This window comes from Streptomyces xanthochromogenes (assembly GCF_014650455.1).
In the GTDB taxonomy this organism is placed as follows: Bacteria; Actinomycetota; Actinomycetes; order Streptomycetales; family Streptomycetaceae; genus Streptomyces; species Streptomyces xanthochromogenes.
The window spans coordinates 635,103-655,304 of the sequence record NZ_BMUZ01000003.1 but is presented as its reverse complement, the minus strand read 5'-3'; the positions used below and the strand labels follow the sequence as shown (position 1 = coordinate 655,304).

Annotated in this window: 20 protein-coding genes and 1 pseudogene; 10 read left to right on the top strand and 11 right to left on the bottom strand. The window is 70.7% G+C overall.

Annotated features, from left to right (window positions below):
* Positions 1 to 171: 171 nt before the first annotated feature.
* The gene (locus IE267_RS10315; RefSeq protein WP_161246336.1) at positions 172 to 1,095 is read right to left on the bottom strand and encodes a glutaminase; all 924 of its coding nucleotides are present in this window, start codon (positions 1,093 to 1,095) and stop codon (positions 172 to 174) included.
* A gap of 112 nt (positions 1,096 to 1,207) precedes the next feature.
* Positions 1,208 to 2,665 carry a glycine betaine/L-proline transporter ProP gene (gene proP, locus IE267_RS10310; protein WP_167160585.1) on the bottom strand — a complete coding sequence of 486 codons (1,458 nt, stop codon included), beginning with the start codon at positions 2,663 to 2,665 and terminating at the stop codon, positions 1,208 to 1,210.
* A gap of 546 nt (positions 2,666 to 3,211) precedes the next feature.
* Here proP and IE267_RS10305 point away from each other — a divergent pair.
* Complete coding sequence (locus tag IE267_RS10305; RefSeq protein ID WP_189763029.1) at positions 3,212 to 4,099, top strand: aminoglycoside phosphotransferase family protein; 888 nt, start codon at positions 3,212 to 3,214, stop codon at positions 4,097 to 4,099.
* 138 nt (positions 4,100 to 4,237) lie between these two features.
* Here IE267_RS10305 and IE267_RS10300 read toward each other — a convergent pair whose 3' ends face one another.
* Positions 4,238 to 5,560, bottom strand: a complete 1,323-nt coding sequence (locus IE267_RS10300; protein WP_167160587.1) for an aldehyde dehydrogenase family protein — start codon at positions 5,558 to 5,560, stop codon at positions 4,238 to 4,240.
* 318 nt (positions 5,561 to 5,878) lie between these two features.
* Between IE267_RS10300 and IE267_RS10295 the strand changes: the two genes are divergently transcribed.
* Positions 5,879 to 6,142: a DUF5133 domain-containing protein gene (locus IE267_RS10295; protein WP_229860928.1), complete on the top strand. Its 264-nt coding sequence runs from the start codon at positions 5,879 to 5,881 to the stop codon at positions 6,140 to 6,142.
* A 105-nt stretch (positions 6,143 to 6,247) separates the two neighbouring features.
* Here IE267_RS10295 and IE267_RS10290 read toward each other — a convergent pair whose 3' ends face one another.
* On the bottom strand, positions 6,248 to 7,267 hold the full coding sequence (locus IE267_RS10290; RefSeq protein ID WP_167160590.1) for an Lrp/AsnC family transcriptional regulator: 1,020 nt from the start codon (positions 7,265 to 7,267) through the stop codon (positions 6,248 to 6,250).
* A 148-nt stretch (positions 7,268 to 7,415) separates the two neighbouring features.
* Here IE267_RS10290 and IE267_RS40275 point away from each other — a divergent pair, with 148 nt between their 5' ends.
* Positions 7,416 to 8,231 (top strand): MFS transporter, encoded by an 816-nt coding sequence (locus tag IE267_RS40275; RefSeq protein WP_308428754.1) that lies wholly within the window; start codon positions 7,416 to 7,418, stop codon positions 8,229 to 8,231.
* Positions 8,186 to 9,001 (top strand): MFS transporter, encoded by an 816-nt coding sequence (locus IE267_RS40270; protein ID WP_373304514.1) that lies wholly within the window; start codon positions 8,186 to 8,188, stop codon positions 8,999 to 9,001. Before IE267_RS40275 ends, IE267_RS40270 begins: the two co-directional genes overlap by 46 nt.
* 65 nt (positions 9,002 to 9,066) lie before the next feature.
* On the opposite strand, the gene IE267_RS10280 is transcribed toward IE267_RS40270, so the two are convergent.
* Positions 9,067 to 9,381 carry a hypothetical protein gene (locus IE267_RS10280; protein ID WP_189762907.1) on the bottom strand — a complete coding sequence of 105 codons (315 nt, stop codon included), beginning with the start codon at positions 9,379 to 9,381 and terminating at the stop codon, positions 9,067 to 9,069.
* 140 nt (positions 9,382 to 9,521) lie between these two features.
* Here IE267_RS10280 and IE267_RS10275 point away from each other — a divergent pair, with 140 nt between their 5' ends.
* The 3 genes from IE267_RS10275 to IE267_RS10265 all read left to right on the top strand — a co-directional run bounded on the left by IE267_RS10275 (position 9,522) and on the right by IE267_RS10265 (position 12,897).
* Positions 9,522 to 9,719, top strand: coding sequence for a CsbD family protein (locus IE267_RS10275; protein ID WP_161246828.1), 198 nt, complete (start codon positions 9,522 to 9,524; stop codon positions 9,717 to 9,719).
* Between the two features lie 239 nt (positions 9,720 to 9,958).
* Complete coding sequence (locus IE267_RS10270; RefSeq protein ID WP_161246826.1) at positions 9,959 to 10,315, top strand: VOC family protein; 357 nt, start codon at positions 9,959 to 9,961, stop codon at positions 10,313 to 10,315.
* 197 nt (positions 10,316 to 10,512) lie between these two features.
* On the top strand, positions 10,513 to 12,897 hold the full coding sequence (locus IE267_RS10265; RefSeq protein WP_189762906.1) for an ATP-binding cassette domain-containing protein: 2,385 nt from the start codon (positions 10,513 to 10,515) through the stop codon (positions 12,895 to 12,897).
* A gap of 120 nt (positions 12,898 to 13,017) precedes the next feature.
* Here IE267_RS10265 and IE267_RS10260 read toward each other — a convergent pair whose 3' ends face one another.
* Complete coding sequence (locus tag IE267_RS10260; protein ID WP_167160598.1) at positions 13,018 to 13,182, bottom strand: DUF8839 family protein; 165 nt, start codon at positions 13,180 to 13,182, stop codon at positions 13,018 to 13,020.
* 66 nt (positions 13,183 to 13,248) lie between these two features.
* Positions 13,249 to 14,205, bottom strand: a complete 957-nt coding sequence (locus IE267_RS10255; protein WP_189762905.1) for an SDR family NAD(P)-dependent oxidoreductase — start codon at positions 14,203 to 14,205, stop codon at positions 13,249 to 13,251.
* Between the two features lie 271 nt (positions 14,206 to 14,476).
* Between IE267_RS10255 and IE267_RS10250 the strand changes: the two genes are divergently transcribed.
* The gene (locus tag IE267_RS10250) at positions 14,477 to 15,718 is read left to right on the top strand and encodes a serine hydrolase domain-containing protein (protein ID WP_189762904.1); all 1,242 of its coding nucleotides are present in this window, start codon (positions 14,477 to 14,479) and stop codon (positions 15,716 to 15,718) included.
* Positions 15,719 to 15,740: 22 nt separating this feature from the next.
* Here the strand turns inward: IE267_RS10250 and IE267_RS10245 are convergent, their stop codons facing one another.
* From IE267_RS10245 to IE267_RS10235, 3 genes are all read right to left on the bottom strand, one after another.
* Positions 15,741 to 16,190, bottom strand: coding sequence for a nuclear transport factor 2 family protein (locus IE267_RS10245; RefSeq protein ID WP_229860926.1), 450 nt, complete (start codon positions 16,188 to 16,190; stop codon positions 15,741 to 15,743).
* Positions 16,191 to 16,280: 90 nt separating this feature from the next.
* Positions 16,281 to 17,249, bottom strand: a complete 969-nt coding sequence (locus tag IE267_RS10240; protein WP_189762903.1) for an SMP-30/gluconolactonase/LRE family protein — start codon at positions 17,247 to 17,249, stop codon at positions 16,281 to 16,283.
* A 155-nt stretch (positions 17,250 to 17,404) separates the two neighbouring features.
* On the bottom strand, positions 17,405 to 17,674 hold the full coding sequence (locus IE267_RS10235; RefSeq protein WP_161246816.1) for a GlsB/YeaQ/YmgE family stress response membrane protein: 270 nt from the start codon (positions 17,672 to 17,674) through the stop codon (positions 17,405 to 17,407).
* 318 nt (positions 17,675 to 17,992) lie between these two features.
* On the opposite strand from IE267_RS10235, the gene IE267_RS10230 reads away from it, so the two are divergent.
* Positions 17,993 to 18,454: a Dps family protein gene (locus tag IE267_RS10230; RefSeq protein ID WP_161246815.1), complete on the top strand. Its 462-nt coding sequence runs from the start codon at positions 17,993 to 17,995 to the stop codon at positions 18,452 to 18,454.
* 106 nt (positions 18,455 to 18,560) lie between these two features.
* Here the strand turns inward: IE267_RS10230 and IE267_RS10225 are convergent, their stop codons facing one another.
* The gene (locus IE267_RS10225) at positions 18,561 to 19,403 is read right to left on the bottom strand and encodes a polysaccharide lyase family 7 protein (RefSeq protein ID WP_189762902.1); all 843 of its coding nucleotides are present in this window, start codon (positions 19,401 to 19,403) and stop codon (positions 18,561 to 18,563) included.
* Between the two features lie 205 nt (positions 19,404 to 19,608).
* On the opposite strand from IE267_RS10225, the pseudogene IE267_RS10220 reads away from it, so the two are divergent.
* A pseudogene (locus IE267_RS10220) lies at positions 19,609 to 20,160 on the top strand (VanZ family protein); the annotation flags it as partial.
* Positions 20,161 to 20,202: the final 42 nt, after the last annotated feature.

Below are 20,202 nucleotides of genomic sequence, written 5' to 3'. Positions count from 1 at the left end.
GGCTGCGGGGCCGAGGTGCGGCGGGCCGCGCCGGGCTATGGCTCGTACATACTAGTAGGTACAGAAAGGGGGTGACGAGTCGGGAGTTCGACCTGGTGTGAGGTGTTGCCCCAACTCGCATGCAGCGCGGGGGAGTTGACGGTCGGTGAGGGTGGCGGGCCTGGGAGTTCGTCAGAAGACGGAGAGCCCGGTCAGGGTCGTGAAGCGGTCCAGGGCGGCGACCCCCGCCACCGAGTTGCCCCGTTCGTCGAGGCCGGGGCTCCAGACGCAGAGGGTGCAGCGGCCGGGCACCACGGCGATGATGCCGCCGCCGACACCGCTCTTTCCGGGCAGGCCCACGCGGTGGGCGAAGTCGCCCGCCGCGTCGTAGGTCCCGCAGGTCAGCATGACCGCGTTGATCTGCTTGGCCCGGCTGCGCGAGAGCAGGGACGAACCGTCGGCCAGTATCCCGTGCCGTGCCAGGAAACCGGAGGCTCGCGCGAGGTCCGCACAGGACGCCTCCAGGGCGCACTGGCGGATGTACTGGTCGAGGAGCTCGGGGACCGGCGTGGAGATGTTGCCGTACGAGGCCATGAAGTGGGCGAGCGCGGCGTTGCGGTCGCTGTGGGCGGCCTCGGATGCGACGACCTGCTCGTCGTAGCCGAGGCGCGGATTGCCGGACTCGGCGCGCAGGAAGGTGCGCAGGGTGCCGGCCGCGTCGCCGGTCAGGGACTGGAGACGGTCGGTCACGACTAGGGCACCGGCGTTGATGAACGGGTTGCGCGGGATGCCGGCCTCGTACTCCAGCTGCACCAGGGAGTTGAACGGGTTGCCGGAGGGCTCACGGCCGACGTGCTCCCACAGCTCCTCGCCCTCCCGCGCGAGACACAGCGCGAGGGTGAAGACCTTGGTGATGGACTGCGTGGAGAAGGGGTGCTGCCAGTCGCCGACCCCGTACACCGTGCCGTCGAGCTCGGCGACGGCCATCCCGAAGCGCCGGGGGTCGACCGAGGCGAGTACGGGGATGTAGTCCGCCGGGCGGCCTCGGCCCGGGGTGGCCGCGATCTCGGTGGCGATGCGGTCCAGGACCGGCTGGAAGGACGAGGACACGCTCAACTTGCTCCGGATTTCTGCGGCACTGCACGACTGGCTCACCCTACGACAGAGGCCGCACCCCGTCGCGCAGGCGATCAGCGGGGTGCGGCACTCTCTGCGGTCGCGCAGGTCGTCAGGCGCGCGAGGCGGCGACGAGTTCCGCCGCCTCCTCGGCCGTGGCGACCGAGGGCGGGGAGCCCTCAAGCGGCTTGCGGGCCGTCTCGGTCATGGCGATCGCGGCCACCAGGCCGACGAGCCCGGCCAGCATGGTGTAGAACGCCGGCATCAGGTCGTTGCCCGTGGCCCCGATCAGACCCTGGACCACCAGCGGGGTCGTACCGCCGAACAGGGACACCGAGATGTTGAACCCGATGGAGAGCGAGCCGTAGCGGATCGCCGTCGGGAAGAGGGCGGGCAGCGCCGAGGACATGGTGCCCATGTAGCAGACCAGGGCGAGGCCCAGGGCGAGCAGTCCGGTGAACACCGCGATGGTGCTGCCCGTCTTGATCAGCAGGAAGCTGGGGACCGCGAGCACGATGAAGCCGATGGACCCGCCGATCAGGACCGGCTTGCGGCCGACCCGGTCGGAGAGGCGGCCGACCGAATTGATGATCGCCATCAGCACGATCATCACGATCACGATGGACATCAGGCCGGTCGTCTCGTTGAAGCCCTGCGTCGAGAGGTACGTCGGCATGTACGAGAGCAGCATGTAGTCGGTGATGTTGAACGCCGCCACCAGCGCCAGGCACAGCAGCATCGCGCGGCCGTTGCCGAAGAGGATGCGCTTGAGCGGCAGCTTCTCGCGCTCCCGGTCGGACGAGCCGCTCTCTTCCAGCTTCTTGAAGGCAGGCGACTCGTCGAGCTTCAGCCGGAGGTAGAGGCCGACGAGGCCGAGGGGACCCGCCACCAGGAACGGGATGCGCCAGCCCCACTGCTGCATGGCGTCGTCGCTGAGGAACACGGTGAGGGCGGTCACGAGGGAGGCGGCCACGGTGTAGCCGATGAGCGTGCCGAACTCCAGGAAGGAGCCCCAGAACCCGCGCCGCTTGTCCGGCGCGTACTCCGCGATGAACGTGGCCGCGCCACCGTACTCGCCGCCGGTCGAGAAGCCCTGGACCATGCGGCACAGGATCAGCAGTACCGGCGCCCAGATGCCGATGGTCGCGTAGCTGGGGATCAGGCCGATCGACAGAGTCGCCGCGGCCATCATGATCATGGTGAGGGCGAGGATCTTCTTCCGGCCGACGCGGTCGCCGAGCGGCCCGAAGAACATGCCGCCGAGCGGCCGGACCAGGAAGGCGGCGGCGAACGTCGCGAGCGACGCGATGACCTGCATGGTGTCACCGGCACCGGAGAAGAAGACCTTGCCGATGACGACGGCGAGATAGGAGTAGACGCCGAAGTCGAACCACTCCATGGCGTTGCCGAGCGCCGTGGCCTTGACCGCGCGCTTGACCGCGGCCTCGTCCGTCACGGTGATGTCAGAGCGGCGCAGCGCCGGGTTCCGCCTGCGGTGGACCGCCCGGAACAGGGAACGGTGCCGGGTGACTGCCTCGGGCTCTGGCTGGTGATCCTCGGTGCTCAGCACGCAACGTCTCTCTCGCTCGACTACAGAAGGGTGCGCCCTACATGGAACTCTCTCCGGGCGGCGCGATCACACGGTGAAAGTCCTTGATCGCCGGACCAAAGCCCGCACTGACGACAGGGCTTTGGTCCTCAACGGGACATAAAGGACTCGTGTGAGGTGGGGGAGGGAGGTGGGGGTTATTCCGAAGGCTCAGCCGTCGACGACATCCTTGGCGGCGCTCTCGGCGTGGCCGTGTGTCCGCGAGGCCCGCTCGTCGCTCGTCATGGGTTGCCTCCACCTGCGGTCGATCATGTTTTCCGACACCAGTACGCCTGGCCGCTTCTGCGGATCTCAAACCAAAGGAGCCCGAAAGGCGTCTCTGACCTGGCGGTTTCGCGGACCGTCAGCCGGGGAGCCGGAGTTCGTAGCGCTGCGCAGGTCGGGTCGGGCCGAGCTGTGGTGAACGCCTTGGGAAGGGGCGCGGTCGGGGGCTGCTCGGTGGCACCGAAACGGGTTGACTGCCCAGGGCGCATGACGATGGGATGGCGCCTCGTGAGCACCGAGCCGATGCACCCCGATCAGTACGCCCTGGACGACGACCTGGTACGGCGGTTGATCGCCGGGCAGTTCCCGCGGTGGGCCGGGCTCGCGGTGGAGCGGTTCGCGTCCGGGGGAACGGTCAACGCCATGTACCGCCTCGGCGACGCCATGGTCGTGCGGCTTCCGCTGGTGGCGGGCGGGATCGGGGACGTGCTGAGCGAGCGCGAGTGGCTGCCTCGCCTCGCGCCCCTGCTGCCTGTCGCCATCCCCGAGGTGCTCGGCGCGGGGGAGCCCGCGGAGGGCTACCCCGCGCCGTGGTCGGTGTACCGGTGGCGGGTGGGCGAGACCCCGGAGGCGGGGGCGCTGCGGGACCCCGTCGGGCTGGCGCGTGACCTGGCCGGGTTCGTCGAGGCGATGTGGCGTGTCACGCTGCCCGCGGCCCCAACGGCCCATCGTGGAGGGCCACTTGAATCTCTCGACGAGGAAACCCGCAGGGCCGTCGCGCTGCTGCGTGACATCCCGCAGGAGGGTGTCGACTGCGATGCCGCCGAGGCGGTGTGGCAGGACGGGCTGCGGGCTCCGGGCGCGGCGGGCCCGCAGGTGTGGCTGCACGCCGACCTCATGCCGGGCAACCTCCTGGTGGACGGCGGCCGGCTGGCCTCGGTGATCGACTTCGGCTGTGCGGGCGCGGGCGATCCGGCCTGCGACCTCTTCCCCGCCTGGAACCTGCTCCCGCCCGTCGGGAGGCGGGCCTTCCGCGAGGCGCTCGGCGTTGACGACCCGACGTGGCGCCGGGGCCGCGCCCGGACGCTCTCGCAGGCGCTGATCGCGCTGCCGTACTACCGCGGCACGAACCCGGCGATGGCGCGGAACGCCCGTCATGTGATCCGCGAGGTGCTGGGGGAGCATGCCTGAAGGGTCAACCACCTTGTACGGCACGGTGGTTGACCCTTCGGTTGGCCCTTCAGGTGGGCCAGGCGTCGAGGTTGCCCCGGATCAGCCGAGGGGGCCGGGGCCGGGGCGAGAGCCCGTCGGATCGGCTGAGCGGCCGGATCAGCCGAGGGGCTTGCTCAGTACGGCCTTGCGGTGGCTGAACGTCTCGATCGAGTAGCGGCCGTGGTAGCTGCCCATCCCGCTCTCACCCACCCCGCCGAACGGCAGGTCGGAGACGGTCAGGTGGGCCAGCGGCAGGCCGAACCCGAGGCCTCCGGAGGACGTCTCGGCGGCCAGCCGCTCGCGGGTGTGGTCCGACTCCGTGAAGGCGTACAGGGCGAGGGGCTTGTCGCGGTCGTTGATGAACGCGATGGCCTCGTCCAGGTCCGCCACGGTGACGACGGGCAGGATCGGACCGAAGATCTCCTCCTGCATGACCGGCGCCTTGGGGTCGACGTCGGCGAGGACGGTCGGCGCGATGTACTTGGTGGCCCGGTCGGTGTGGCCGCCGGTCACCGTACGGCCGGAGCCGAGCAGCGAGCCGAGCCGGTCGAAGTGGCGCTCGTTGACGATGCGGCCGAACTCGCGCGAGCTCTGCGGATCGGCGCCGAACACCGCCTCGACGGCGCGGGCGAACTCGGGCTCCAGGGCACGGGCGGTCTCCGGGTCGGTCAGGACGTAGTCCGGTGCGACGCAGGTCTGCCCGGCGTTGAGGAACTTGCCGCGTACGAGACGGTCCGCGACGACGGACAGGTCGGCGCCGCGGTCGACGAACGCCGGTGACTTGCCGCCCAGTTCGAGGGTGACCGGGGTGAGGTGCTCGGCGGCGGCGCGCATCACGATGCGGCCGACCGTGCCGTTGCCCGTGTAGAAGATGTGGTCGAAACGCTCCGCCAGAAGGGCGGTGGTCTCGGGTACGGCACCTTCGACGACGGCGACCGCGTCGGTGTCGAGGTGGCGCGGCAGCAGACGGGCCAGGGCGGCCGAGGTGGCGGGGGCCATCTCGCTGGGCTTGACGACCACGGCGTTGCCCGAGGCCAGCGCGCCGAGCAGCGGCGTCAGGAGCAGCTGGACCGGGTAGTTCCAGGGGGCGATGACCAGGACCACGCCCAGCGGGTCGTACTGCGTCCGGGCCGTCGCGTCCGCGCCGAGGTGGGCCGGAACGGGGGCGGGCTCCGGGCGCAGCCAGTCGGCGAGGTGCTCCAGGGTGTGGTCGATCTCGCGGATCGTGAAGTCGATCTCGGTACGGAAGGCCTCGGTGGAGCTCTTGCCGAGGTCGGCGTGGAGGGCTTCCGCCAGGTCCGCACCATGGGTGGTGAGCATCTCGCGCAGGCGGCGCAGCTGGGCGGTGCGCCACTCGACGGGCTGGGTGCGGCCGGAGCGGAAGGTGGCGCGCAGCCGCGCGACGGTCTCGGCGGGCTGCTCGGTGCTGTGGTCGTTCACGGTGCCTCGCTGTCAGTGCCGGCCCGACCGGCTGTGCGCCGGCAGGTCGATCCGAATCGGTCGATGTATATGCCAACCATTGGGATCGCTCATTAAATTCCGGACCCGGAGAAACTACCGTGCGTGACCTTGTCGATACGGATGGGGTCATCCCAGTGGCCGGCCTTCACCCCGGTTGCGCAGCGTGATGCTTCGGGGTGCGGATGGTGAGGTGGGGGGCGACGATGAGAGGCGCTTCAGAGCCGGGTCGCGCACGCATGGCGACCGCGGGCACCCGGAGGGGCGTCGATGCCGCCATGCCCCCACGTCCTTCGTCCGATGCCGGAGCACACGATGCTGCTGCCCCACTGTCATGTCGTCCATGAACTCCTGGCCCTGCTGCGCAGCAGGGAACGCAGGGTCGCCCGCGCGCCGCGGGATTCCGGTGCGCTCCAGGCCCGGGACGACGCGGCGTACACGCTGTGTGTACTGATGGGGGAGCGTTCGATGGCCGCCGCCGTGGAAGCGGCCGAACGCTACCTCGTGCGCTGCCGCCGCGCGATGCTGCCCGGCGTCGGGGTCGCCCCGGACCGGGCGCGCTGACGAACGAGGACGGTCCCGGCGCCGGCTGCCCCGTGTCGCCGCTGCTTCCGGCTCGGCACCGACGGGCTCCGGTGGCTGAGCCCCGGCCGGTTCGGATCCGGTGCTTCAGGCCCGGGTGGGGAGGTAGGGGCCGGGGCCCTTGAGGGTTCGGTGGATGGGGACGGTCGCCGTGTGGCGCAGGCCGGGCAGGGCGGCCACCGACTCGGTCAGGTAGCGGTAGAAGAGCTGCGCGGTGGCCACGTCGATGCTCGCGTAGAGGGTGGCCGTGCCCGTGACGGCGGCGGCGAACGAGACCTCCGGGTGGGCCGCGATCGCCGCTCCCGCCTCCGCGAGCCGGGACGGGTCGATCTCCAGCCACAGGGCCGCACGGAACTTCCGGTGCAGCACGCCCGGGTGGTACTCGACGTCGAAGTAGAGGACCCCGGCGGCACGGAGTTCCGTGATGCGGCGGCGCACGGTGGACAAGGAGAGCCCGGTTGCGGCCGCCAGCTCCGCCGGTGCGGCCCGGCCGTCCCTGGCCAGCAGGTCGAGCAGCCGGCGGTCGCTCTCGTCGAGCATCACCGGCGGGGTGTCGGCCGTGGCCTGCTGCGGCTGGACGGACGGGGTGAGCTGCTCGACCTGCTCGGCCGTCAGCGGCCCGCTCTTGTTGATGGTGCTGAGGTCCTGGCCGAAGAAGACGTGCAGCAGGCAGTGCGCCGAGACGTCCACCACCTGCGGTGTGCGCGGCAGTTTCTGCAGGAGCAGGGACTCCTCGGTCCCCGGGCCGCGCGTGCGTACGGAACAGGAGATCTCGGTACCGCCCGAGCTGAGGTTGACCCAGCTGGTGTCCGGGCGCCGGGCGAGGACCTCCCCGATGGAGGCCGCGGCGTCCGGGGTGCAGCGCACACGCACGATCCATGGGGAGTCGCCCACGCGCTGCGGATCGGTCAGTCCGAGAACCCGGAGCTTGCCGGCGGACTGCAGCCGCGACCACCGCCGCGCGGCCGTCTGGTCGGACACCCCGAGGGCGTCGGCGATCTCCCGGAACGAGGCCCGTCCGTTGATCTGCAATGCGTGCGCGAGGGCCAGTTCCTCCTCGGACAGTTCACGATCCGCACGGCTCGATGTGTCGAGATACGTCTTCATGAAGCCCATGATGTCGGATCTGCTCAGACCGAGCGTACTGGCTCATGAAAACCGGCCGAGCCGTTCAACACTCCTTCCCGGGGCCCGCGCCGACCGTAGGCGCCTTCCGGGCCCCGCCGACACACTCGATCCGATCGGAGAACCTGACATGCGCAAGTGGTGGCCCCTCACGGCGGTCTGCCTTGGCGCCTTCATCCTGCTGGTGGACGTGACCATCGTGAACGTGGCACTCCCCAGCATGGCTGACGACCTCGACGCCTCCTTCTCCTCACTGCAGTGGGTGATCGACGGCTACGCGCTGGCCCTGGCCGCCCTGCTCCTGGCCTCGGGCTCCCTCGCGGACCGCTTCGGCCACCGGCGCTTCTACGTCTACGGTCTGGCGGTCTTCGCCGCGGCCTCACTCGTATGCGGCCTGGCCCCCAACGCGGGCGTGCTGATCGCCGCCCGGGTGGTGCAGGGCGTCGGCGGCGCGGCCATGTTCGCCACCACGCCCGCCCTTCTGCTCGGCTCCTACCAGGGCCGGGACCGGGGCACCGCCTTCGGCGTGTGGGGCGCGGCCAACGGCGCGGCGGCCGCCGCGGGGCCGCTGCTCGGCGGCCTGCTCACCGAACACATCAGCTGGCCCACGATCTTCTGGGTCAACCTGCCCATCGCCGCCGTCGCCATCGCCCTGACGCTGCGCGTGGTGCGCCCAGACAGCCCCCGTGCCTCTTCCGGCCACGGCGCACGGTCCCGCATCGACCTGCCCGGCGCCGCCGCCTTCACCATCGCCGCGGGCAGCCTGACGTACGGGCTCATCCGTGGCGGCGAGTCCGGCTGGACGGACACCGTGACCCTCGCGACGTTCGCCGTCACCGCGCTCGCGCTGCTCGCGTTCGTGTGGTCGAGCACCGCACCGCGCGGCGGGGCGGCTCCCCGATGCTGGACCTGGCGCTGCTGCGCCGCCCCTCGTTCGCGGGCCTGATGAGCGGCGCGCTGCTGCTCCAGGGCAGCGCCTTCGGCTGCCTGGTCCTGCTCTCGCTGTGGCTGCAGTCCGTGGTGGGCCTCAGTCCGGTCGGCGCGGGCCTGGCCCTGACCCCGCTGGCCGCGGCGTCCTTCGTGGTGGCCGTCTTCGCCGGCCGCCACATCCAGCGCCTCGCCCCCCGGCTGCCGATCGGCGGCGGCCTGCTGCTCGTCGCGGCGGGCATGCTGTTGCTGCGTACGGGGATGACGGCCGACGCCGGACGCACCTCCCTCATAGGGGGGCTGGTGGTCACCGGCATCGGTGTCGGCCTGGCCACGCCGATGCTGGTCTCGGCGGCCACCTCCACCGTGCCGCCCCAGCGGGCGGGCATGGCGGGCGGCGCCGTCAACACCTTCCGGCAACTCGGGATGACCCTCGCCATCGCCGTGCTCGGGGCGGTCTTCACCGGACGGACGACATCCGCACTCGCCGGGTCCGGCACGGTGCCGGACGCCGGCAAGGGCGCGGACGCGCTCGCCGCCGGTCAGGCGCAGCGCCTCGTGGAAGCCGCCCCCGGCGGGCACCACGACGCGGCCCAGCACCTGGTCCATCAGGCCTTCGCCACCGGGCTCGACCGGGTCTTCCTCTGCTCGGCGGCAGCGGCGGCCCTCGGCGGCCTGATCGTCCTGGCATTCGTACGGCCGTCGAACCGGGCCACCCCCGGCGCCCACGGCGGCGGCCCGTCGCAGGCGCCGCAGCCGCGGAAGGAATCCGTCGCGTCGGGGGTGTGACCGGCCGGGGCCGAAGCCGGACGGCGGCGGATCGGGACGGTGCGACGCCCAACTGGGCGGCTGGATCAGGGAGTTCGGGGCCCCACGAACACGATGACGGAGGCGACCTGCTCCCGCTTGGCGTGGGTCTCCGCCCCGCCGAGTCCGTAGTGGGTCTCCACCCGCTGGACGACGAGGGGGTGCCCCGTGATCCACAGCGTGACGGCCTGTCCGACGCCGGGAATGGGCAACGGGCCCTCGAACATGGCGAGTTCGACCGCCTCGGCGCCCTCGGTCCGATGGACGAAGGTCATGATCTGGCGCGTGCGCGCGAAGTCCTGCTCGAAGTCGACCTTGTCGCGGGCGGCGAGGGTGGCGGTGATGGCGTCGGGAAGGCTCATGACGCCATCATCCCGCGCCGCCGACCGGGCCCTCGCCGCCAGGGGGTGCACTGTGCCGACTGGGGGACACTCGCCGGGCGACATGTCCGTATCTGTCCTAGGTTGGTGTCGTCAGTGATCCCGATCAGTAGGAGTTCGCCATGGGCGACAACAGCGCCATGGACAAGATCAAGGGCAAGGCCAAGGAAGCCGCGGGCAAGGCCACCGGCAACGACCGCATGGCCGCCGAGGGCAAGACCGACCAGGCCAAGGGCAAGGCCAAGGACGCGATGCGGAACATGAAGGAGCGCGGCGAGGGAGTCAGGGACTCACTGACCGACAAGCGCGACGACTCCTGAGCCGTTGCACCCGATGCCCCCGGCCGTTCTCGGCCGGGGGCATCGCCGTGCGCCCGGGCCGCGCGGCTCGGCCACCACACGTCGCCCGACCCCGTGCGGAGCAGGCCGAGTCAACCGGTCAGGAATGGAGAAGCGCGGGCCGCGGGCCGGAGCTAGCGTGATCAGCACCTCGGTCGCCCGGGCCCCGCCCGGCACCGGGCACCAACGGACGACCCCCGCCCAAGACTCCAGGAGTGACCATGACCAACGGCTCCACCACCCAGGGAATCAAGACCGTGCTGCACCCCGTGACCGACCTCGCGGCGGCCAAGGCGGTCTACACCGCGCTGCTCGGCGTCTCGCCGACGAGCGATGAGCCCTACTACGTCGGCTACGAGGCCGAGGGCCAGCAGATCGGCCTGGTGCCCGGCGGCGCGGGCCAGGGCATGACCTCGCCGGTGGCGTACTGGCACGTGCCGGACATCGAGGCGAAGCTCGCCGAGGTGACCGCCGCGGGTGCCAAGGTCAAGGACCCCGCGAACGATGTGGGCGGCGGCCGTCTCGTAGCCACGTTCACCGACCCCGACGGCAACGTCCTCGGGCTGATCCAGGGCTGACCGGGGCACATCGCGCCGGCCGGGCGGGCCCCGTCACGCCCAGGCCGGCCCCGCGCCTGACACCGGGCGGCGGAGCATTGCCGCGGCAGCGCCGACGAAGTAGAACCGTACGTACTGCTCGCAGGCGGGCAGGTCTCATCAGGTGACAGCGGCAGGCCCCGAGGCGGGCCCGCCAGGGGACGGAGAACGCGATCAGCATGGCCAAGAGGACGGACACGCAGCCGCCCGCGCCGCACGCTGCCGACAGCCACGACATGATCCGTGTGCACGGGGCACGTGTGAACAACCTGAAGGACGTCAGCATCGAGATCCCCAAGCGCCGCCTCACGGTGTTCACGGGTGTCTCCGGCTCGGGCAAGAGCTCGCTGGTGTTCAACACGATCGCCGCGGAGTCGCAGCGCCTGATCAACGAGACGTACAGCGCCTTCGTGCAGGGCTTCATGCCGGTCCTCGGGCGCCCGGAAGTCGACGTCCTCGACGGACTCACCACCGCGATCACCGTGGACCAGCAGCGGATGGGCGGCGACCCGCGCTCCACCGTCGGCACCGCCACCGACGTCAACGCCATGCTGCGCATCCTGTTCAGCAGGCTCGGCAAGCCGCACATCGGCTCGCCCAAGGCGTTCTCCTTCAACGTTGCCTCCATCAGCGGGGCCGGCGTGGTCACCGTGCGGCGCGCCGGGCAGGAGGTCAAGGAGCGGCGCAGCTTCAGCATCACCGGCGGGATGTGTCCGCGCTGCGAGGGCCGGGGCTCGGTCACCGACATCGACCTGACGCAGCTCTACGACGACAGCAAGTCCCTCAACGAGGGCGCCTTCACCATCCCCGGCTACACCGGCGGCGGCTGGAACTCCCGCCTCTACATCGAGTCGGGCTTCTTCGACCCGGACAAGCCGATCCGCAAGTTCACCAAGAAGGAACTCCAGGACCTGCTCCACCGCGAGCCGACCCGCATGAAGATCGCGGGCATCAACATGACGTACGAGGGGCTGATCCCGCGCGTCCAGAAGTCGATGCTCTCCAAGGACACCGACTCGATGCAGCCGCACATCCGGGCCTTCGTGGAGCGCGCGGTCACCTTCACCACCTGCCCCGACTGCGACGGCACCCGGCTCAGTGAGGGTGCGCGCTCCTCGAAGATCAAGCGGAAGAACATCGCCGACCTGTGCGCCATGGAGATCAGGGACCTGGCCGATTGGGTCCGCGCCCTGAAGGAGCCGTCGGTGGCGCCGCTCCTGGCGACGCTCCTGGAAACCCTCGACTCGTTCGTGGAGATCGGCCTGGGCTACCTCTCGCTCGACCGTCCTTCGGGCACGCTGTCGGGCGGTGAGGCCCAGCGCGTCAAGATGATCCGCCACCTCGGTTCCTCACTCACCGATGTCACCTACGTCTTCGACGAACCCACTATCGGGCTGCACCCGCACGACATCCAGCGCATGAACGACCTGCTCCTGAGGCTGCGCGACAAGGGCAACACCGTGCTCGTCGTCGAGCACAAGCCGGAGACGATCGTCGTCGCCGATCACGTCGTGGACCTCGGCCCGGGCGCGGGAGCGGGCGGCGGCACGATCTGTTTCGAGGGCACCGTCGAGGAGTTGCGGGCCGGCGACACCATCACCGGCCGCCACCTCGACGACCGGGCCGGGGTCAAGGACGAGGTGCGCAAGCCCACCGGCACGCTGAAGATCCGCGGCGCGAAGGCACACAACCTGCGCAACGTCGACGTCGACATCCCGCTCGGGGTCCTCACCGTGGTCACCGGTGTCGCCGGCTCCGGCAAGAGCTCGCTCGTGCACGGTTCGATCCCGGCGGGCGAAGGCGTCGTATCGGTCGACCAGGGTGCCATCCGGGGTTCGCGGCGCAGCAACCCGGCCACCTACACGGGCCTGCTCGAACCGATCCGCAAGGCGTTCGCCAAGGCCAACGACGTCAAGCCCGCCCTGTTCAGCGCCAATTCGGAGGGCGCCTGTCCCACCTGCAACGGCGCGGGCGTCGTCTACACCGACCTCGCGATGATGGCGGGGGTCGCCACCACCTGTGAGGAATGCGACGGAAAGCGGTTCGAGGCCTCCGTACTCGACTACCACTTCGGGGGCCGTGACATCAGCGAGGTGCTCGCGATGTCGGTGACCGACGCGGTGGAGTTCTTCGGCTCGGGCGAGGCGGCGACACCCGCCGCCCACCGCATCCTCACCCGCCTCGACGACGTGGGCCTCGGCTACCTCAGCCTCGGCCAGCCCCTCACCACGCTGTCCGGCGGCGAGCGCCAGCGGCTGAAGCTCGCCACGCACATGGGGGAGAAGGGCGGCGTGTACGTCCTCGACGAGCCGACCGCCGGCCTGCACCTCGCCGACGTCGAGCAGCTCCTCGGCCTGCTCGACCGGCTCGTGGACTCCGGCAAGTCGGTCATCGTCGTGGAGCATCACCAAGCGGTGATGGCCCACGCGGACTGGATCATCGACCTGGGCCCCGGGGCCGGCCACGACGGCGGCCGCATCGTCTTCGAGGGCACCCCCTCGGACCTGATCGCCTCCCGAGCCACCCTGACGGGCGAACACCTCGCGAAGTACGTCGCCGGCTGAGGGGGCGCGGTACGTCACCTGCCGCTCCGGCGGAACGCCTCAAGTGCCGTACGGCGAAGGCGAGTTGTACCGCCGGAGATCTCCTCGCCGAACCCCCTGGACGATGACCCGGGGGTACGGTCAGGCGGCTTCCTCGTGGCGCTGCTCGACCACGAGGAACATGTCGCTGTCGAGGTCCATGACCACCGTGGCCGCGCGGCCACGGCGCCTCAACTGAGCCGCGAGCTCCTCGGCCGGCCATGAGCCGCGCGGACCGCCTGCGGGAAAACGCCCGAGTACCGACATGGCAGCAGCCTCCCCTTCGAACCAACGTCTGTGAGGTGCTCTTGCCCGCGATTCTCATGAGCATGCTCATGCGGTACGCCAGAAATCCGGATCGATGTCGATCAACTCGCAGCTCCTGTACCAGAGTTGGGCTGCCGTCGCTGTGTCGGACAGGTGACTCCAGACGGACTCGCGGTGCGGCCGGCCGCGCAGGCCGAAGACCCGCGGCCCCCACAACTCGCCACTGCCGACCCGGGGATCGAGCACGGCCCGTACCGCCGGCCACGCACCTGCGTGCTTGCCCTGGAGCACGAGAGCCGCGGGCCCGCCCCGCAACCGCTCGGCCGGGGTCCGCTCGTGTACGGGCGGTCGCGCGGGGGTGAGTGAGTCGAGCGCGCCGCCGGGGTGCACCACCACGCTGGCCACCGAGCTGCCCAACGCCCCCAGACGCCGGGCGAGTTCGAGTCCGACACACATCTGGGCCAGCTTCGACCGGCCGTAGGCCCGCTTCGGACGGTAGTCCTCGCGGGACTGGAGGTCGGCCAGGTCGAGCCGCTCGGTCTTCGCCGCGAAGCTGCCCACGGTCACGACGCGGGCGGCGGGGGCCGCCATGAGCAGCGGGGCGAGCCACCGGGTCAGTGCGAGGTGCCCGAGGTGGTTGGTGCCGAACATCAACTCGTGGCCGTCCTTGGTGGTGAGCCGGGGCGGGTCGTCCAGCGCCACCCCCGCGTTGTGGACGACCGCATCGAGGCGGCTCAGGTCCAGCGCTCGCACCGAGTGTTCCAGGGAGGACAGGTCGGCGAGGTCGAGCCGCACATGTCGCACCGACGCCCCCGGGACCCTGGCGCGGATCGATCCGGCGGCCGTCTCGGCCTTCACCGGGTCGCGGCTGCCGAGAATCACCGTGGCGCCGGTTCCCGCTAGTTGCTCGGCGACGAAGTAACCGATGCCCGCGTTGCCGCCGGTGACCAGAACGCTGGTGCCCTCGGCGGGCGGCAGCCGGTGGACGTCCCACGGTTCGTGCCGGGGTGCGGTGGGTTTCATGGGTGCTCCTCGCGTACGGTGCGCGGCTTGCGGGGGGACCGGCCCACCGAGCCGCGGTGACACCCCGAACCTCCCAGGCGGGACCGACAACTCACCGACAAGCCACCTACGGGAGTCGTGCCCCCACCTGCGAAACGCCGGGCGGCCGCCGTTGCCCGGGCGGCATCCCGGCACCTGTGTACGATCGCGCCGCTCGGGTGGGGGCCTGCATCGAGGGACAGTGAGGACCGCGCCAGTGACGAGGACCGCAGCAGGCACGAGGATCGCAGCAGTGCCGCGGACGAGGCTCGCCCGTTCGCTGACCACGCTCGTCACCGCCGCGGCGCTGGTGGCCGGGAGTGCGCTGGGCGCCACCGGCGCGCAGGCGCGGCCCCGGCCCGACGAGGGCGGCCTGCGCGCCGCTCTGCTGCGTGTCACGGCCGCGGGAGCGCCGGGTGCGTTCGCCGTGATCCGCGACCACGACCACCCCGGTCTCGACCGGTCGCTCGCCGTCGGCCAGTCCGATCTGGACGGCACCCGGATGAGGACGGACGCGCGGTTCAGGGTCGGCAGCAACACCAAGATGTTCACCGCGGTCATCGTGCTGCGCCTCGCCGAGCGGGGCCTGCTCGACCTCGACCGGCCTCTGCGCGGCTATCTCCCGGCCGGCACCCTCCCGGCCGGCTGGCCGGTCACCGCGCGTCAGCTCCTGGCACACCGTGCGGGGATGTACGACCACGTCAACGACCTCCTGGAGCAGAGCGGCGAGGAAACGACGGCGGCCTTCGAAGCACGCATCCGCAACACCGTCTACGCGCCCCGCGACCTGGTGGCCCGCTCGGTGCGGCACGGGCTGCAGTACACGCCGGGAAGCGCCTACGCGTACTCGAACACCGGCTTCGTGCTGCTGGCCCTGGCGGCCGAACACGTCACCGGCCGCCCGTACGCCGAGCTTCTGCGCGAGGGGATCACCGGGCCGCTGGGACTGCGCCGGACGTCGTTCACCGTGCCGGCCAAGCGGATCGCGGGCCGCCACATCACCGGCTACCTGACCAACGACGATCCCCGCAGGCCGCTCCTCGACTCGACCGAGCAGACGGCGTCCTGGATCTGGAGCGCGGGAGCCGTCGTGTCCTCCGCCGGTGACATGGACCGCTTCCTGACGGCGCTGCTCGCCGGGAGCGCCGGCGGACTCGTCTCGGACGACTCCTTGCGCCAGATGACACGGGCGCTGCCCACGGGTGTGACGGGGATCGGATACGGGCTCGGCCTGCGGCGGATCACCCTCGGCTGCGGCACGGTGTTCGGTCACGGCGGAATCGTCCAGGGCTACCAGTCGCAGGCCTTCGCCACACCGAACGGCCACCGTACGGTCGTCGTCTTCGCCAACGCGTCCAACAACGGTGCCGTCACACAGGGGCTGATGGACGTCCTCGACCCCGCCTTCTGCGGCGGCTCCCACGCGTCCGGCCCGGGCCACGCACGCGTCGGCGCAGCCCACACCGTTCCGGCCGTCGAGGACTCGCGCGTCTGATCCGCACCGAGCCGGTAACGGGCTACGCGTCGTCCCAGGCCATCGAGCTCATCCGCCAGCCGGCAGGCGTACGCACGAACTGGGTGGTCTTGCGCCCGGTGCCCTCGAACCACTTCCCGTCGCGGAAGCCGGACTTGGCGTACTCGCTGAAGCGGTGCGCGACCGAGCCGTAGACCTCGGTCCGCTCGTGGACCTCCCATTCGGAGAAGTCCGTCAGGGTGCCGTCGGTGAGCATCTCCTGCCGGGGTGCGATGAACGCGTCGAGGTCGTGGACGACGGGCCGGGGACCGGAGTTGTTGATGATCATCCCTTGCGGGACGAACACCTCGCGGACGGCGGCGAGGTCAGGCCGAGCGCCGTCGGTATTGGTGAACGCCCCGAGGAAGGCACGCATCAACTGATCGATCTCGGCTTTGACATCGGGCACGTCTGGCACGTCGGGCACGTCAGGCACGTCGGAAACGTCGGTCACGGGTACGCCTTCCACGGATGGGCCGCCTCGCTCGGATGGACCGGACACGGGCTGTCCGCGCACGGCCTGCGGGTGATTGTCCAACGCGGGCTACGGCCGGCGTCCGGCGGGATCTGCTCCGGCCGGGATCTCGTAGATCCTTCCGTCCACGCCGGACCGGTAGAGCTTGCCCGCGGAGAAGCCGTGGTCGCCGTGTCCATAGGTGATCTGGGTGGAGAGGTACATCCCGGACTGCACGGCACACAGCGATCCGCCCTCGGCACGCCAGATCTGGCCCGCCGCGTGCGTGGCGATCAGGGGACGTCCCCGGCTGTCCAGGGTGAGGCCGTCGGGAAGGCCGAGGATGTCGGCCGGGCCGGTGGTGATCCAGCGTCGGGGATGCGCCGGGTCGTCGGCGGGGATGCTGTACAGGGCCGGGGCGACGGTGGTCTGCACGACGTAGACCTGGGTGCCGTCGGGCGAGACGGCTATGCCGTTGGGCATCAGCACGTGGGCCCACGCGGGGTCCACCCGGCCGTCGGGTGTGACCCGGCCGATGTTCCGGCCGCCCACGGTGGTGGTGTACACGGTGCCGTCGGGGGCGAGAGCGACGCCGTCGATGCCGCCGAGCCCCGAGGCATACGTGCTGACCGTGCCGGAGTCGGGGTCCACCAGGAGGAGCTTCGACACCGGGAGGACGTCACCGGTGAGCGAGTGGCCGAGGTCGTTGCCCGTGCCGACGAGCAGTTGACCGTCCGGACGGACGACGATGCCCCCGTTGGCGCCGATGTTCCCGGTGAGCGGGACGGGGTCGGTGCCGGGGGCGTCGATGCGGTAGACCCGGCCGCTGAAGTACGCGGTCACGAACATTCTGCCCCGCTCGTCGACGGCGATCGACTCGGCCCAGTCGGGCACGTGTGCCACCTGCACCGGCGATGCCGTCGGGGAGGTCTCGCACGCGGGGGCCGCGTGGGCGGTGGCGGGGGTGAGCAGGGCCGCGGCGGCGGCCAGTGCGGTCGTGAGCAGGACGCTGCGGCGAGAGCCTCGTATCGCGGTGCGGGGTGTGGTCGTCGGCCTCATCAATTCCCTTCCCTGCCTGGGCTGTTGGGCAACACTGCGACTCCGGGATCTTCCGGCTCGTAGATTGTGCGTCAACAGGAGGCAGGGGGCGGGGAGTTCGGCCGATTTACCGGTCCTCGACCGGTGTGTGCGTCGTCACTGCTGTCCGCGGGCGCTCAGTTGCGGCTGCGGTTGCCGATGATGAGGCGGTAGAGGATCAGCACGATGACCGAACCGACGATGGCGGCGATCCAGGTGGAGAGGTGGAAGAAGCCGTTGATGGAGTGGACGTGGAAGATGACCTTCCCGAGCCAACCGCCGAGGAGGCCGCCGACGATGCCGATGAGCATGGTGATGAGGCAGCCGCCCGGGTCCCTGCCGGGCATGAGTGCCTTGGCGATGGCGCCCGCGATCAGACCGATCAGGATCCAGGCAATGATGCTCATGGTGTGGTCCGTCCCAACGTCGATGTGACCGCACCCGGACGGGCGCGGTGCTGGAGGTGAGCTGTTCCGAGTGGCCGAGGGCCTCGCAAGGAAGAGTGCCCAGGCCGGGAATCGCTATGCCATGCGCATCGGCCATTGGAGGTGCGCGGGACTCCGGATCCCGGGCGTCCGGGCCGCCGGAAACCGGGTGTCCGGGGCGCCTGGTCCGTCCGGGTTTGATCTGCGCTGCGCGAGGAACGCGGTCTACCGAGATCGACGGCCGTCGGTCGACGGGGATCGCCGGAGGGAGAAGCGGTGTCTGATGTGAAGGGGTCTGGCGTGAGGGGTTCCTTGTCCGACGCGGATCTGAAGGTGGTCGGACCGGCCCTCAAGGGGGCGCTCGTCGACCTCGTGGATCTGTCGCTCGTGGCCAAGCAGGTGCACTGGAACGTGATCGGCCCGCGTTTCCGTTCCGTCCACCTCCAGCTCGACGACGTGGTGGCCACGGCCCGCCAGCACTCGGACACCGTGGCCGAACGCGCCTCGGCGCTCGGCGTGAACCCGGACGGGCGGGCCGCCACGCTCGCCGGGGCCAGCGCGATCGGCACGGTGCCGGACGGCTGGATCAAGGACACGGAAGCCGTTCAGGTGCTGGTCACCGCGCTCGGCAGGATCATCGAGCGGATGCGCGAGCGGATCACCGAAACGGCGGAGCCGGATCCGGTCAGCCAGGACCTGCTCATCACCGTGACGGGCGAGCTGGAGAAGCACGCCTGGATGTTCCAGGCGGAGAACAGCTAGCCGGGGAACAGCCGGCCGACGGGCCGCGCGGTCCGGGGCGGGCCCGGACCGGCACGGCCGGCGATTCACCTGGATGAACGGTTCACATGACTGGACGGCCGCACAGTCAGCTGTGTGAGACGCCGAGGCCGTAGAAGGCGACGCGCGCGCCCTTGGTGGTGCTGCTGGAGGACGACTGGTTGTACGAGCCCGCCTTGAAGTACTGGCGGTAGCCGTCGAAGGAGGACGGGATCGCGTAGTGGGTCGTGCTCCCGTTGACCGTCAGATCGACGGTGTGACCTCCCGAGACGGCGATCGTGTAGCTCCACGTCTTGCCGACCGCCACATGGCCCACCGTGTGCGTCGTCTGGCCGCCCGAGGGCGAGTTCTCCGTGCCGAGGACGATGTCGCCGGAGGCGCGGTAGTACAGCTCCACCAGCGGTTTGGTGGACGAGCCGCCGGTGCCGAGGTGGATCTGTCCGACGCAGACGTTGGACGTCACCGACACCACGCGCAGCGTCGCGTCGAGCCTGTGCGAGCCGCTCAACGACCAGTTCGCGGGGCTGCCGTCGCGGTTCATCTCGCGAAGCTCGGAACGGGCGTAGTTGGAGTTCGGCGTGGTCACGCCCTTCTCCGGGGCCCAGAAGGTCATCGCGCCGTCGCGGGTGTCCGTGTAGAAGTACGAGTCCTGGAAGCCGTTCGCGCCCTGGAGGCGGGACGAGGGAATGGTGGTCGGTGAACCGGGGGAGCCCACCGGCTCCTGCAGCTCCCACACCGACAGGTCGAAGTTGCCTCCGGGGGCGACCGACGTGCTCGCGGCCGGGCCGAGGGTGCCGGCGGCGCTGCTTCTCTGCACCGCAACGCCTGTGTCGGCGCGGGGGGTTGAGGATGCGGGGACCGCGAAGGCGAGACTGCTGACGACGGCGAGGGCGGCGGTGCCGAGGGGGAGGAGCAGAGGGCGTATGCGCATGAGGGACCCTTTCGTGGGGGGTGAGGGTTACTCCGTGCCTGGTGCCTGGTGCGGGGCCGTTGCGAGACGGCGCGCTCCATAGCTCAAGTTCCGTATGCTGAACGACATGCCTGGATGTGAACGGGGAAACCGTAGAACCCCGGCGTGTGCGCGTCAATAGATCCGCGCTCCGCCGTTGCGCGAACTCTGCGGTGGGCGGCCCGTGTTGAGAGCCGCGCCGCCTTTGACTGCGGCCGGAGCCGAGGGCGTGCGCCCATGCGCAGCGGGTACTGGGGATGGCATGGCATCAGAACCCCGGCTTCAACGCCGTTCCTGGGCAGCGGTGGCGGCCCGCGTGGCCGTGCTGATCGTCGGATTCGTCTGCATGGTGGCCTTTGCGGTGGTGCTGGCCAAGGCCACCCTGGTTCCCTCGCCGGCGTCCGTGCGATTCACGCACACCAATCTGCACCCCGGCAGTTCCATCCGCGCCTACCTGGCTCAGCCCGACTGGCGGGACGCGGTGAAGCAGGTCGGCGGCAACGTGGTGCTGGGCATGCCGTTCGGCGTGCTGCTGCCCGTGCTGTTCCCGAGGACGCGCGGGCTCGTGCGGGTGGTCCTCGTGACCGCCTTCGTGATGCTCACCGTCGAGGTGGCTCAGGGACTGCTCGTCACGGGACGCGCCTTCGACATCGACGACGTCATCCTCAACTCGACCGGCGCCTTTGCCGGTTACCTGCTGCTCGGCCGCAGGCTCGGCCGCGCCCTGCACCCCCGGCGCCACCACTGGTGGCAGCGCCGCCCGGCCGAGGCGGGCGTTCCC

Coding starts and splice junctions, on each gene's coding strand:
- IE267_RS10305 (WP_189763029.1), top strand. CDS start 3,212: ATGCACCCCGATCAGTACGCCCTGGACGACGACCTGGTACGGCGGTTG.
- IE267_RS10295 (WP_229860928.1), top strand. CDS start 5,879: ATGCCGGAGCACACGATGCTGCTGCCCCACTGTCATGTCGTCCATGAA.
- IE267_RS10290 (WP_167160590.1), bottom strand. CDS start 7,267: ATGAAGACGTATCTCGACACATCGAGCCGTGCGGATCGTGAACTGTCC.
- IE267_RS40275 (WP_308428754.1), top strand. CDS start 7,416: ATGCGCAAGTGGTGGCCCCTCACGGCGGTCTGCCTTGGCGCCTTCATC.
- IE267_RS40270 (WP_373304514.1), top strand. CDS start 8,186: ATGCTGGACCTGGCGCTGCTGCGCCGCCCCTCGTTCGCGGGCCTGATG.
- IE267_RS10280 (WP_189762907.1), bottom strand. CDS start 9,381: ATGAGCCTTCCCGACGCCATCACCGCCACCCTCGCCGCCCGCGACAAG.
- IE267_RS10275 (WP_161246828.1), top strand. CDS start 9,522: ATGGGCGACAACAGCGCCATGGACAAGATCAAGGGCAAGGCCAAGGAA.
- IE267_RS10270 (WP_161246826.1), top strand. CDS start 9,959: ATGACCAACGGCTCCACCACCCAGGGAATCAAGACCGTGCTGCACCCC.
- IE267_RS10265 (WP_189762906.1), top strand. CDS start 10,513: ATGGCCAAGAGGACGGACACGCAGCCGCCCGCGCCGCACGCTGCCGAC.
- IE267_RS10260 (WP_167160598.1), bottom strand. CDS start 13,182: ATGTCGGTACTCGGGCGTTTTCCCGCAGGCGGTCCGCGCGGCTCATGG.
- IE267_RS10255 (WP_189762905.1), bottom strand. CDS start 14,205: ATGAAACCCACCGCACCCCGGCACGAACCGTGGGACGTCCACCGGCTG.
- IE267_RS10240 (WP_189762903.1), bottom strand. CDS start 17,249: ATGAGGCCGACGACCACACCCCGCACCGCGATACGAGGCTCTCGCCGC.
- IE267_RS10235 (WP_161246816.1), bottom strand. CDS start 17,674: ATGAGCATCATTGCCTGGATCCTGATCGGTCTGATCGCGGGCGCCATC.
- IE267_RS10225 (WP_189762902.1), bottom strand. CDS start 19,403: ATGCGCATACGCCCTCTGCTCCTCCCCCTCGGCACCGCCGCCCTCGCC.